Source organism: Pseudomonadota bacterium, assembly GCA_034189865.1.
Taxonomy (GTDB): domain Bacteria; phylum Pseudomonadota; class Gammaproteobacteria; order UBA5335; family UBA5335; genus JAXHTV01.
Map to the genome: position 1 here is coordinate 79460 of JAXHTV010000011.1, position 13155 is coordinate 92614.

Here is a 13155-nt window from a genome sequence, read left to right on the forward strand (position 1 = left end):
ATCGTGCGGTCAGGTTTTGGTTGGCAGCTGGAGAGGTCAGAAAGAAGATGCTCCGACTGGTCTTCGGTCAGAGCATTCGCAGGATATATCACGGTAGATCAGATGAGTAGTAACGCGCTTGCTCCGATACCCACCGCGCAGACGGACGCTATTTTGGCGGCGTTGATCAGACGGCGTTTTTGAGCGCCCTTTTTTACATGGTTGAGGAGGGAGTCGAAGTTGAAGTCGGCGACAGCATAACCGGCATGTTCCCCATTGTCCATATCCAATCGAATGGCCGCAGAGATGCAGTAGTCACAAGTTGCCATAGAGATGTATGGCTCGGTAATCACCAGCTGCGATTGCTCTTTGGCTTGCTGGTAGTAGGGTCGCCGGCTCCGGTCGCGTCCACGGTGGTTGGCCACACGCTGAACCACGAGATTCCGGTCGACTGTAATGTTTTCGCTGCGTTGAATTCCCTGTTCATCGAGTGTGTAGAGCAACTCGATGAAAGGGTATGAGGCAACCAATTGCCGCATGGCATTCTGGAGTGCCGTGTCGTTGTCTCGCAACGCCGCACCTTGCGTCTGGAGTGGTGCCATCAAGTCCGTGACAGTCGCCTGAATTTGTTGGCGGTTGTCTTCGAAAAGACGAATTGTTTCGCGTTTTTCGCCAATGTAGACGGGTACTTGACCGCTGAGTTTCAGTAGCGTTTGGTTCCAGTTTCCGGTTTGCAGGCGAACAATCATGGTGACCATTTCCGCTGTAATTTTAGATGAATCAACTTGCCTTACCTTTAAGCAAAACTTGTGCCGACTACGTGGGTTTCAGAAAACAATGACTTAGAGGGTTTCTGGCCCGCTTTTGGCACTAAGGCGGTGCGATGTCCGTCCGTATGTTGTCGCTGCGCGTCACCCCGGTGCAGGGGTGTCATTCCAAGGAAAGTATGAATTCCCACTCCACATCGGAGACCGGCATGACTGAAAGCCGATTGCCCTTCCGAACCAGGGCCATCTCGTGTAGCTCCGGGTGGGCTTTTAGCTCCTGAAGCGTAATGGTTCGCTCTAGATGGCGTTCGTAGCGCACATCGACCATAAACCAACGAGGTTGGTCGGTGGTGCTTTTAGGGTCGTAGTAGGGGGAGTCGGGGTTTTGGGCGGTATGGTCCGGATACCCTTCCTTGACAATCCGTGCGATGCCCACAATGCCGGGTGTGGGGCAGTTCGAGTGGTAAATGAATGCGCCGTCACCCACTCGCATTTGGTCTCGCATCATGTTGCGGGCTTGATAGTTCCGTACACCATCCCACGGTTCGACATCAGCCGCTTTTAGGTCGTCGATGCTAAAAGTGGATGGTTCGGTTTTCATAAGCCAATAAGCCATGGCGCTGGTTAATCCTGATTTCAAATGGTGAGTCGAATGTTGGGTTATTTGTACCGCGCCGTGTCAGCCAGGGTGCCGTAAACAGCGTGGTCGGTGACGACGCCGTCCAACATGACGTCCCACGGCTGCACGGGTAATGCCTCAACCCGCTGGAAATCGTACGCGATTCCGATCAGTTTCGGGTGCTTCCAACGGGCGCGATGACGGAGAAAGGCGAAGCTCCGGTCGTAGAATCCGCCGCCCATGCCAAGACGAGCGCCGGCACCGTCAAATGCCACAAGCGGCGTGAGGACAACGTCGAGAAATCTTGGGTCCGCCTGACAACGCGGCCGCGGAGCCGGCTCCGGGATACCGTAGTGGTTCGGTTGCAGCGGATCATTGGGCCGGTAGCGGTAAAAATGCATCCGAGGGCTGGTGCCCCGGGTCAATACCGGGAGGTACGTCTCAACGCGGCGTCGCCAAGCCCAATGCAGGATCTCGCCGGGGCTGATCTCGCCGTCGGCGGCGATGAACAAACCGATCCGTCGGGCCTGCCGCCAGGCAGGAAGGTGGATCAAACGCTTGGTCATTTGGCTCGCGCGGCTCGCTCGGTCATGGGGGGCCAGCGCACGGCGCCGCCGCCGGATCTCACGCCGGAGTTCGCGCTTGTCACTAATCGATGGCGAGTGGGTCACTGAGAAAACCGGCGGGGAGGGGGTGTCGGATCGAGCCGTGTCATGAATGCTTTATCGGTAAGCGTTACATTGAGCCGTTTATGAGAGACGCCTCCCGCCTGTGTCGTAAGTCACCTTCGACCTTGAACCGGAGGTTCAAGTGGGTCCGGCCTACGGGTCTTTAGGCTCTCCGCTCGTGCGCGGATATGCACACCGACTCGTCACGCCCGGTCCCTGGGTACGAATTTAGGCTCAAGGGTACTACCCGATGTCTTTCGAACACTGCAGGAGGCGTCAAACCTTTACCTCGAAGCCGCGGGCTCTGCCGCAGGCTCCGATTTGCTTGCTCGTCGTTGCGCTCCAAAACGCGTCGCTACTGCTCAAGAGAACTGTCGTCCAGAACTGCATCCAGCTTTAATCGGAGTGATCGCAAACGTGATTCGATCTCGTCCTTGGAGTGCTGTTCTTGTCCCTGGACCAGAAGATCGTTGGTGATGTTCAATGCCGCCATCACGGCGATTCGATCCATGCCCACTACTTTACCGCTGTCGCGGATTTTTCGCATCTTTTTGTCCAGGTAGTCCGCGCACTCGATGAGCGCTGCGCGTTCGTTTTCCGGGCAGGCGACCTGATAGGTTTTATCGAGGATGTGGACCGATAAGGAAACGACTTTTCCGGCAGCGGGCTGATGTTCCATCAGGTATGATGCTCCATGGATTTCAAACGGGAAACCATGGCTTCAACGCGGCTTCTGACCACTTCGTTTTTTTGGATAAGCAATGCCCGCTCCTGGTTGATCTGGTCAAGCCGTTGTCGCAATGAGTTATTTTCTTCCCGTAATTGGTGGCATCGGCGAAGCAACTCGTCGATACGTTGTTCCAGTTTTTCCAGTTCGGATTCGGACATGGCGTTCGTGACCCACGGTGAGTAACTCGGTCGCTTATCGGTTTGCTTCGGCCGGATAAAACCGGATATGACATTGTGAACGTGACAGCCCCTAAATATAGAACGCCGCTTAGAGGTTGGCAAACACTCACGGACGACAAGGATGTGGGACAGAAGATCCGCCTCAGAATGCGGGATGTTTGAATGAGTCGCGAGAACAAAATGACGGACTACGAAGCTCTGGCAGACGACCTGATCGATGCGCGATTGTCCATGGGGCCGGCGGAACTCCACGGGCATCTTTGTGGTTGGATCATTGGTCGAGGCCCTATGGCCGAGCAAGGGGGGTGGTTGCATGACGTCGTTTTGCAAGCGCTGCCCGGCGGTGTTGATGAGTCGGCGCTGCCCGCAGCGGTGGGTGCGATGTGGCAAGATGCCCTCTACGCTTTGGCCGAAGGTCCTTTGACATTCCAGCTGCTACAGCCTGGAGATACTGAGTCGATTGAACAGCGCCTGTCGGCGTTAACGGAATGGTGTGAGGGTTTTTTGCTGGGTTTGGTGGCGGGCAGTGTCAATGGTGTGTCGACGTTCTCGGAGGACTCTCGCGAGTTCGTTGAGGATTTGGTCGAGATCTCCCGAGCACATCGGGGTGATGAGGATGACGAGACGGCCGAATTCGCGTTTACCGAGCTATATGAATTCGTGCGGGTGGGTGTGCTCTTAATGTTTGAAGAAGTCGTGGCGCGGGCGCAACAGCCAGCGGCTCCGCGTGGGGGAGAGCGCTCCAAATGACGTCTAAGGAGATCGTACGCCGTCGTACGCAGTTGGCGGAAATGATGGGCCCGGGCACCATTGCGATTGTCCCCGCGGCAAGTGAACGGTTGCGAAACCGCGACGTGCACTATCCGTTCCGTCAGGACAGCGACTTTTTCTATCTGACCGGCTTTCCGGAACCCGATGCGGTGGCGGTGATCGCGCCGGGGCGTAAACAAGGCGAGTATGTGTTGTTCTGCCGAGACCGCGACCCGGAAAAAGAGGTCTGGGACGGTTATCGGGCAGGACCTGAAGGCGCCTGTCGGGACTATGGGGCCGATGACGCATTCCCGATCGAAGACATCGACGACATTTTGCCCAGCATGCTCGAGCGGACAGAGCGTGTGTACTACACCATGGGAACCCATGGTTCGTTTGACCAACGTTTGATCGGCTGGCTCAATCGTCTGCGGCAACAGGCTCGGGCAGGCGTCCATATCCCGTGGGAGTTGGTCTCGTTGGAGCACTTGTTACACGAGATGCGGCTTTTCAAAGGGCGCGCTGAGCTCTCTTTAATGCGAAAGGCGGGGAAACTGGCTGCCCGTACTCACCGGCAGGCGATGCAACGATGCCGGCCTGGGATGTTCGAGTACGAACTGGCAGCCGAGTACACCTATGAGTTTGCCAAGCAGGGCTGTGAGCATGCTTATCCGCCCATCGTCGGCGCCGGCGGCAACGGGTGTGTCTTGCATTACATTGAGAACTCGTCGCAGATGAAAGACGGTGAGTTGGTGCTGGTTGATGCGGGGGCGGAGCTGAATCACTATGCCTCGGACATCACGCGTACGTTTCCCGTTGGCGGGCGTTTTAGCGACGTTCAACGCGCCGTGTATGAAATCGTCTTGGCCGCTCAGCAGGCGGCAATCGATGCCGTGGTTCCGGGGTGCAACTGGAACCAACCCCACGAAGCGGCTGTTCAAGTACTGTGTCAAGGCTTGGTGGATCTGGGTGTGCTGAAGGCTCCTGTGGAACAGGTGATCGAATCTCAGGCGTATCGGCGGTACTACATGCATCGAACGGGCCATTGGCTGGGGATGGATGTGCACGATGTGGGGGATTACAAGGTCGGAGATCAATGGCGGGCACTGGAGCCCGGAATGGTCCTGACGGTGGAGCCGGGTTTATATCTCCGTGCCTCGGACGACCTTGACCCGAAGTGGCACAATATCGGAATTCGGATTGAGGACGATGTTTTGGTGACCCGCAACGGTCCAGAGGTATTGACCCGGGACGCGCCAAAATCAATTGTCGAGATCGAGTCGGTGATGGCTCGGTGAACGTGCCCACACTGCGACCGGATTCCATGCGACGTCATCCCGATCGCTTCGACGTGTTGATCGTCGGTGGCGGCATGGTGGGTAGCAGCCTGGCCTGTGCCCTTGCCGATCTGCCTTTGGCGGTCGGTTTGGTTGAAGCCATGCCGTTTGGGCGGTTCGGAGAGCCTGGTTATGACGATCGCAACACAGCGCTGTCTTATGCCACGGTGAATGTCTTCAAGACCCTCGGCGTCTGGTCAGCTCTGGCGCCGGAGGCCACGCCGATTCGGCATATTCATGTATCGCAAAAGGGCCGTATGGCGGCCACTCGGCTGCATGCCGATGCGCTGCGGGTGGAGGCCTTGGGGTATGTGGTGCCCAATCGGGCGTTGATGGCGGCCCTGTTCGAGCGGATGGGACGGATCGGTAACCTGACTCTGATCAATCCTGCTCGCGTCACCAAGGCGGCGCAGGATGGTGACCGGATGCGGGTTGAGGTCAGCGCGGGCGACCAGATACGCCAACTGGAAGCGAATTTGCTGGTGATCGCCGATGGCACCCAATCGCCTGTTCGTTCTATGTTACAAATTGGGGTCGACCGTCGGGACTACGGGCAAACGGCCATCATTGCCAATGTCTCAACCGAACGGCCTCATCGCAATTGGGCCTATGAGCGATTCACCGAAGACGGTCCGCTGGCGTTATTGCCTTTGGGTGAGCGCAATGCGCTGGTCTGGACGGTGCCCTCCATAGCCGCCGAAATCGTATCGACCATGGAAGATACCGTATTCCTCGCCGAGTTGGAGCGTCGGTTTTCCCGTCGTTTGGGACGATTCACGAAGGTGGGGCGGCGGCAGTCTTACCCGTTGGTGCTGACCCAAGCCCGCCGGATGGTGGACGGGCGGGCCGTTTTGTTGGGTAATGCGGCACATACCATTCATCCGGTGGCGGGGCAGGGTTTCAATTTGGCGTTGCGGGAGGTTGCCATTCTGGCCGATGTGCTATCGCTCGCGCCGGATGTTGGCGACAAGGCGGTGCTGGAGCAATTTATGGAGAATTGTCGCGGGCACCAGCGGGCGTTAATGACATTTACCGACGCACTACCGCGACTGTTTTCGGCGGGCTTGCCCGGACTGGCCGGTGTCCGCGGCTTGGGGCTGCTCGGCCTGGATTTGTGGGGTGGAGGCAAGGCGGAGTTTGCGCGCTGGTCCATGGGGATCGGCGCGGATATGCCCGCCCTTTCACGGGGGCAGGCCGTGAGGAGCGGTAGCTGATGGGGATCGGGGGTCGCGACGCCAAGCCCAGTTGCGATGTCATCATCGTGGGCGCGGGAATGGTGGGGGCTGCATTGGCCTGTGCGTTGGGGCGCTTGGAACTGGACGTGATCGTTCTCGAGGATCGCCCGCCGCCCCCCTACGATCCGGCAGCGCCTCTGGATATTCGGGTTTCGGCCATTTCGGTTGCCAGCGAACGGGTATTCACCCGGTTGGGCGTTTGGGAAACGCTTCCCGCGCAACGACTGTGTCCCTACTCGCGTATGTTTGTCTGGGAAGACGATGGATCGATCCGGTTTGATGCGGCGGAAGTCCCCTGGTCCCACCTTGGTACCATTGTCGAAAACAGTTTGCTGCAAGCGTTTACCTTGGCTCGTCTGCGGGACTTTCCGAATGTTCAGCTGCGCAGCCCGGCGCGGGCTGCAGCGCTCCATGCGCATCGCGATTGCGCGGAGCTCGAGCTGGCGGGCGGTGAACGTCTGACAACCCGTTTGGTGATTGGAGCCGACGGAACGCATTCTCCGCTGCGGGAGATGGCCGGTATTCCCACTTACGGCTACAGCTACAATCAAAGCGCCATCGTTTGTGCCATTGATACCGAAAAACCGCACCAGTACACTGCATGGCAACATTTCTTGCCCGACGGGCCGTTGGCTTTCCTGCCGCTAGCGGACGGTCGCTGCTCGGTGGTTTGGTCCAATACCACCGACGCCGCGCAACGCATACTCGAGATGGACGACCCGGCCTTCCTCCGGGTTATCGAGGATGCCAGCGGTGGCATCCTGGGCGGGATGAAAGCATGTGGTCCGCGGGCGAGCTTTCCGCTTCGTTTTCGTCACGCAGCGAGTTATGTCGGTCCGCGAATGGCATTGATCGGTGATGCGGCGCACACCATTCACCCACTGGCGGGTCAGGGTGCAAACCTTGGGTTCATGGACGTTGCGGCTTTGGTTGAATCCATATCGCGGGCGCTTAAGCGAGGGCAGGATTTGGCAGACCCGGCTGTGCTATCACGTTTTCAGCGGTGGCGGCGAGGCGATAATCTACTGATGTCGGGTGTGGTCGGCGGGTTTAAATCGCTGTTCGGTGCAGCCAATCCGATGTTGCATTTTGCCCGCAACAAAGGGATGGGAACGCTGAATCAAATGACGCCTTTAAAGCGTCTCGTTGTCGAGCGCGCCATTGGCCTTCGCGGAGATTTGCAGGGACTTGCGCGACCGTGAGCCGGGCCCGTTCTCGGGCCGAGGTCGCCACATACGAGATATTCCCAAGTTAAGGAGCAAGAATTTTGGGGAATCGAACGGCGCTCTATGAAGCCCACGTGGCTTTGGGCGCGAAGATGGTGGATTTCGGCGGCTGGGATATGCCGCTGCACTACGGCAGTCAGATCAATGAGCATCACCAGGTCCGTAAGGCTGCCGGCGTGTTTGACGTGTCTCACATGGCCGTGGTCGATGTGGAAGGCGGGGAAGCCGAGACGTTTCTGCGTCGTTTGTTGGCGAACGACGTAGCGCGACTCCGCTTGCCGGGTAAAGCCTTGTACAGTTGCATGTTGAACGCGCAGGGTGGCGTGGCCGACGATCTGATCGTCTACTTCCGGGGTGCCGGGCGTTATCGCTTAGTGGTTAACGCAGCGACGCGTGATACCGACCTCTCGTGGATGGCGGAGCACGCTGAAGGTTTCGAGGTGAAGCTGACGCCCCGCGACGAACTAGCCATGCTGGCGGTTCAGGGTCCCCAGGCGGTTGGTCGTCTGATGCAGGTCCTGCCTCCGGAGATTTGTTCCCGTGCGTCCGAGTTGGAGCCATTTTTTTCGCTGGAAGCGGATGATCTGTTTATCAGTCGAACGGGCTACACCGGTGAAGACGGTTTTGAGATTATTCTGCCTGCCGACGGATCCAAGGCGCTATGGGAGCGGCTTCTCTCAGCCGGTTATGCGCCATGTGGTTTGGGCGCGCGCGACACGCTTCGGCTGGAAGCAGGAATGAATCTGTATGGCTGCGACATGGATCAGAAAACCACGCCGTTGGAGTCCGGTTTGGCCTGGACCATCGCCTGGGATCCGGAAACACGCGATTTCATCGGTCGCAGCGCATTGGAACGCAGCGCGCGTACGCTTAAACAAGTGGGTTTGATTTTGGAAGGACGAGGCGTGCTCCGCAGCCATCAACGGGTGGTCGTTCCCGACATCGGTGATGGTGAAATCACCAGCGGTACCTACTCGCCGACCCTTAAGCGCGCGATCGCCCTCGCCCGCGTTCCGGTGGAGACCGGCCACCGATGTTTGGTCGAGATGCGTGGAAAATTGTTGCCGGCGAGGGTTGTTAAACCTCCCTTTGTACGTCATGGCAAAATTCGAGTTGCCTGGGATTCTTAAACCATTGGGGTGGTTGGACCGCACTCGGATGGCGGTCGAATCGAGGGTTGGGAGCGAATGAGAATGGAGAAAAGCTGAATGAGCCTCATTCCAGATAATCTCAAATATGCGGCGAGCCACGAATGGGCCCGTTTGGATGGCGATGGAACCGTGGTGATCGGAATCACGGACCATGCCCAGGACGCGTTGGGTGATCTCGTCTTTGTAGAACTGCCCGAGGTGGGCCGCGATGTCAGCGCAGGAGAGGCTTGCGCAGTGGTCGAATCGGTCAAGGCGGCGTCGGATATTTACGCGCCCATCGCAGGTAAAGTTCACGCCGTTAATGAAGCCTTGGTGGATAATCCGGAACTGGTGAACGAGGATTGCTACGAGCGCGGTTGGATTTTTCGGATCTCGCCTGCCAACGTGGAATCTTTGTCCGGCTTGTTGGATGCCGCAGGCTATCGTGACACGTTGGCTGCCGGGAGCGATTAGCCGGATTGTGTTTGTGAATCACCTCCGCTCCTCCAGTGTGACGTCTTATAGCGTTTGACGGTCTGACCGATGCCATTTATTCCCCACACACAATCCGACATACAAGAGATGCTCGCACAGATCGGGGTATCGGATATCGAAGCGCTCTTCGATGAGATACCCGGGAATCTTCGGGTCGGCGATTTGAATAACATCCCGCCCGGCTTGCTGGAAATGCAGGTGACGCGGTTGATGCATGCTCGCGCCGCACAGGACACCCCCGGAATTTGCTTCATCGGTGCCGGTGCCTACGATCATCACGTACCCGCCGCCGTGTGGCAAATCGCGACGCGCGGTGAGTTTTACAGTGCTTACACGCCCTATCAAGCGGAAGCCAGTCAGGGCACGTTGCAGGTCATCTTTGAATATCAGTCGATGATGACGGCGCTGTTGGCCATGGATGTGTCCAACGCGTCGCTTTACGACGGTGCCTCTGCACTGGCCGAAGCCGTGCTGATGGCGGTTCGGGCGCATCGTCTTAAAGACGCCCGTGTGTTGGTCCCAACCAGCGTTCATCCCTACTATCGGCAGGTCGTGCAGACGATCGTCACGCCACAAGGGATTGAAGTCGTCGAAATCGAAGTCGATCGCGAAACCGGTCGTCTGCTGCCTGGCGAATTATCGGAATACGATAGCGAAGACATCGCGGCATTGGTGATTCCTCAGCCCAACTTTTTTGGTGTGCTCGAGGACGTGGATGCGCTGACCGATTGGGTGCACGAGCGCCGCGGCTTGGCCATCGCCCTGGTGAATCCATTAGCCTGTTCGGTGCTCAAGCCGCCGGGCGAGTGGGGAAGGGGCAAAGCGGGTGCCGATATTGCCTGCGGCGACGGTCAACCCCTCGGGGTGCCGATGGCTGGCGGCGGGCCCTACTACGGCTTTTTGTGTTGTACACAATCTTTGGTGCGGCAAATGCCGGGTCGTATCGTAGGGCGAACGGTTGATCGAGACGGTCGCACTGGCTATACGCTGACGTTGCAACCCCGTGAACAACACATCCGCCGCTCCAAAGCCACCTCCAATATTTGTACCAATCAAGGTCTGATCGTAACGGCCTCGACCATTCATATGGCGCTGATGGGTGCCGACGGTTTGGCCGGAGTCGCCAGCGCGTGCCATGCCAATAGCCGGGATTTGCGAACACGCTTGACTGCTCTGTCCGGTGTGGAGAGCGTGTTTGACACGCCGTTTTTCCATGAATTTGTCTTGCGTTTGGATAGGCCGGTGGAGCCGGTGATCCGCGCCATGGCGGACCAGGGCATTCTGGCAGGCTTCGCCTTGGGGGGGGATTACCCGTGGTTAACCAATGCACTGTTGGTTTGCGCGACGGAACAACGAACCGCAGGGGACATGGAACAGTACGCGGATGCGTTGCAGCACGTATTGGCAGCCGGCTGATGCACCCGGGCGCACGGAATCGGATTTACGATACGGCGGACACTTGGAAATGGTTTTAAACGGCAAGTCGGATGACGCATGTTGATATTTGAATCAGGCCGCCCAGGCCGCCGTGCCAGTGTTCAGGCGCCTGCGGCGACGTCATTGGATGACATTCCAGAAGCGCTTCGACGTGAGGCGCCAGCGCGCTTACCTCAAGTGTCGGAAATGCAGGTGGTTCGGCACTATACGCGCCTTTCGCAGAAAAACTTTTCCATTGATACCCAGTTTTATCCGCTGGGGTCGTGCACCATGAAGTACAACCCTCGGGCATGTAACAGCTTGGCGATGCTTCCCGCGTTTTTGGCTCGGCATCCGTTGGCGCCTGCTCAGAACGGACAAGGTTTTCTGTCTTGCCTGTATGAATTGCAGGAGATACTGCAAGAAGTGACCGGCATGCGCGCGGTTACGCTGACACCCATGGCGGGCGCTCAGGGCGAATTTGCAGGGATGGCCATGATCCGGGCCTACCATCGGGCACGAGGCGACGATGCCCGCACTGAAGTGTTGGTTCCGGACGCGGCTCACGGGACCAATCCGGCCACTGCAGTCATGTGTGGGTTCGTGGTGAAAGAAGTGCCCACACAGCCGAATGGTGATGTGGATTTAACCGCACTTCGGGCTTTGGTGGGACCCAATACGGCCGGCATCATGTTGACCAACCCATCGACTCTTGGAGTTTTTGAGCGCCATATCGGCGAGATTTCCCAGATCGTTCACGACGCCGGCGGTCTGCTCTACTACGACGGCGCCAATCTCAATGCGATTTTGGGCAAGGCCCGGCCCGGCGATATGGGTTTTGATGTGGTTCACGTGAATCTGCACAAGACATTCGCCACGCCACATGGTGGCGGTGGACCAGGAGCCGGCGCCGTGGGTGTGGCGGAACGGCTTTTGCCTTATCTGCCGACTCCGTATGTGATGCGCTCGAAGGATGATGGAGCCTTTCGCTGGACGGACGAGTCGGATTGTCCCCAAAGCATCGGTCGCCTTTCCACGTTTATGGGTAATGCGGGCGTTCTGCTTCGAGCTTATGTCTATGCCCGCATGCTGGGGCGTGAGGGGATGCCACGGGTCGCAGAGTTCGCGACGCTCAATGCCAATTATTTGATGTCTCGTTTAGCACAGGTTGGATTCAAGCTCGGGGTCGGTGAACGTCGCGCCAGTCACGAATTCACATTGACCTTGAAGCCCTTGGTCGATCACTTCGGTGTGACCGCGTTAGATGTGGCAAAACGGCTGTTGGACTTCGGGTTTCACGCTCCGACGGTCTATTTCCCTCTCATCGTTCCCGAATGTTTTCTCATTGAGCCGACCGAAACGGAGGCTAAAGAAGATTTGGATGCATTGGTGGACGCCTTGGCGGTCATTCTGGCGGAAGCGCGATCTGATCCTCAGCGTGTTAAAACAGCCCCTCACGGATTGCCTGTTGGTCGGCTGGACGAGGTTCGAGCGGCGAAGCAGCTCGAGTTGAAATGGCAACCCGAAGGCAAAAGCCATTATCGATAGTCTCAGACAAGGAAGCGAGTCATGTCGGCATTGATTTGCGGCTCCATTGCCTACGACACCATCATGGTGTTTCCGGAGCGTTTCAAAGACCATATTCTTCCCGACAAAGTCCACATGTTGAACGTGGCGTTTTTAGTTCCCCAGTTACGGAAGGAATTCGGCGGTTGTGCCGGCAATATCGCCTACAATCTGCGGTTGCTCGGGGGTGAGGGCCATCCGATGGGCACCGTTGGTGAAGATTTCGGCCCCTACGCGAACTGGTTGGGCCAGTGCGGGATCGATCCACGCTATATCGCGACCGTTCCCGACACCTACACGGCACAGGCATATATCACCACCGACCAAGATGATAACCAAATCACGGCCTTTCACCCGGGCGCTATGAATGAATCTCACCGGAACCGGGTACCAACCGGTGAGGGGATCCGCTTGGGCGTGGTGGCTCCTGACGGCCGACAGGGGATGGTGGAGCATGCCCAGCAATTCGCCGAGGCTGACATCCCTTTTCTCTTCGACCCGGGGCAAGGCCTGCCGATGTTCGATGGCGAAGAATTGAAAGCGTTTGTGGAGCAGGCGTCGTGGGTGGCTGTGAACGAGTACGAAGCGGCGTTGCTGGAACAGCGGACCGGGCATTCCCTCGCCCAGCTGGCCGAGAGGGTTCAGGCGCTGATTGTAACCTACGGCGCCAAAGGATCGGAGATACTCACACAAGGGAAACGAATTGAAATTCCCGCTGTCAAACCCGAAAGAGTCGCCGATCCGACGGGGTGTGGAGATGCGTATCGGGCCGGTTTGATATACGGCTTGCTCAACGAGTTAGACTGGGAAATTACCGGTCGGATAGCGGCATATCTTGGTGCCATTAAAGTTGCTCACAACGGAACCCAGAACCACCGATTCGGGTCCGATTGGTTTTTCGAACAATTCGAAGCGGAGTTTGGCATTCGACTTGCATCAATCTAGTGTGGCAGACGGTCGATTGACCGAATCGCCGGAGGAGAGATTAAAACCAAATTCAACGATTCAAAGACTCAGTGCGATCATTAACCTGTTGAATCTAATTATTATTAAAGTTT

Annotated in this window: 14 protein-coding genes and 1 other RNA gene; 9 read left to right on the forward strand and 6 right to left on the reverse strand. The window is 57.5% G+C overall.

Translation table 11 applies throughout. From position 1 onward, the window contains the following. Positions 1-98: 98 nt before the first annotated feature. From SVU69_07465 to SVU69_07490, 6 genes are all read right to left on the reverse strand, one after another. The gene (locus SVU69_07465) at positions 99-728 is read right to left on the reverse strand and encodes a PDC sensor domain-containing protein (protein MDY6942837.1); all 630 of its coding nucleotides are present in this window, start codon (positions 726-728) and stop codon (positions 99-101) included. Positions 729-909: 181 nt separating this feature from the next. Then, positions 910-1362: an EVE domain-containing protein gene (locus SVU69_07470; GenBank protein ID MDY6942838.1), complete on the reverse strand. Its 453-nt coding sequence runs from the start codon at positions 1360-1362 to the stop codon at positions 910-912. 44 nt (positions 1363-1406) lie between these two features. Then, positions 1407-2036, reverse strand: a complete 630-nt coding sequence (locus tag SVU69_07475) for a 5-formyltetrahydrofolate cyclo-ligase (GenBank protein MDY6942839.1) — start codon at positions 2034-2036, stop codon at positions 1407-1409. Positions 2037-2123: 87 nt separating this feature from the next. Further along, a non-coding RNA gene (ssrS, locus tag SVU69_07480) (6S RNA) lies at positions 2124-2309 on the reverse strand. Between the two features lie 79 nt (positions 2310-2388). After that, positions 2389-2712, reverse strand: coding sequence for a cell division protein ZapA (locus tag SVU69_07485; protein MDY6942840.1), 324 nt, complete (start codon positions 2710-2712; stop codon positions 2389-2391). Then, positions 2712-2921 (reverse strand): TIGR02449 family protein, encoded by a 210-nt coding sequence (locus SVU69_07490; protein MDY6942841.1) that lies wholly within the window; start codon positions 2919-2921, stop codon positions 2712-2714. Before SVU69_07490 ends, SVU69_07485 begins: the two co-directional genes overlap by 1 nt. Positions 2922-3104: 183 nt before the next feature. On the opposite strand from SVU69_07490, the gene SVU69_07495 reads away from it, so the two are divergent. The 9 genes from SVU69_07495 to SVU69_07535 all read left to right on the forward strand — a co-directional run bounded on the left by SVU69_07495 (position 3105) and on the right by SVU69_07535 (position 13042). Further along, positions 3105-3692 carry a UPF0149 family protein gene (locus SVU69_07495; protein ID MDY6942842.1) on the forward strand — a complete coding sequence of 196 codons (588 nt, stop codon included), beginning with the start codon at positions 3105-3107 and terminating at the stop codon, positions 3690-3692. Further along, entirely contained in the window at positions 3689-4990 is a 1302-nt protein-coding gene (gene pepP / locus SVU69_07500) for a Xaa-Pro aminopeptidase (GenBank protein MDY6942843.1), read from the forward strand. Before SVU69_07495 ends, pepP begins: the two co-directional genes overlap by 4 nt. Then, positions 4987-6243, forward strand: a complete 1257-nt coding sequence (ubiH, locus tag SVU69_07505; protein MDY6942844.1) for a 2-octaprenyl-6-methoxyphenyl hydroxylase — start codon at positions 4987-4989, stop codon at positions 6241-6243. Before pepP ends, ubiH begins: the two co-directional genes overlap by 4 nt. Beyond that, on the forward strand, positions 6243-7466 hold the full coding sequence (locus SVU69_07510) for a UbiH/UbiF/VisC/COQ6 family ubiquinone biosynthesis hydroxylase (GenBank protein MDY6942845.1): 1224 nt from the start codon (positions 6243-6245) through the stop codon (positions 7464-7466). The genes ubiH and SVU69_07510 overlap by 1 nt, the downstream gene beginning before the upstream one ends. A gap of 65 nt (positions 7467-7531) precedes the next feature. Continuing rightward, positions 7532-8620 (forward strand): glycine cleavage system aminomethyltransferase GcvT, encoded by a 1089-nt coding sequence (gcvT, locus tag SVU69_07515; GenBank protein ID MDY6942846.1) that lies wholly within the window; start codon positions 7532-7534, stop codon positions 8618-8620. A gap of 78 nt (positions 8621-8698) precedes the next feature. Continuing rightward, complete coding sequence (gcvH, locus tag SVU69_07520; protein ID MDY6942847.1) at positions 8699-9094, forward strand: glycine cleavage system protein GcvH; 396 nt, start codon at positions 8699-8701, stop codon at positions 9092-9094. Between the two features lie 69 nt (positions 9095-9163). Next, positions 9164-10531 (forward strand): aminomethyl-transferring glycine dehydrogenase subunit GcvPA, encoded by a 1368-nt coding sequence (gene gcvPA, locus SVU69_07525; protein MDY6942848.1) that lies wholly within the window; start codon positions 9164-9166, stop codon positions 10529-10531. A gap of 78 nt (positions 10532-10609) precedes the next feature. Next, positions 10610-12079 (forward strand): aminomethyl-transferring glycine dehydrogenase subunit GcvPB, encoded by a 1470-nt coding sequence (gene gcvPB / locus SVU69_07530; GenBank protein ID MDY6942849.1) that lies wholly within the window; start codon positions 10610-10612, stop codon positions 12077-12079. Positions 12080-12100: 21 nt separating this feature from the next. Further along, entirely contained in the window at positions 12101-13042 is a 942-nt protein-coding gene (locus SVU69_07535) for a carbohydrate kinase family protein (protein ID MDY6942850.1), read from the forward strand. Positions 13043-13155: the final 113 nt, after the last annotated feature.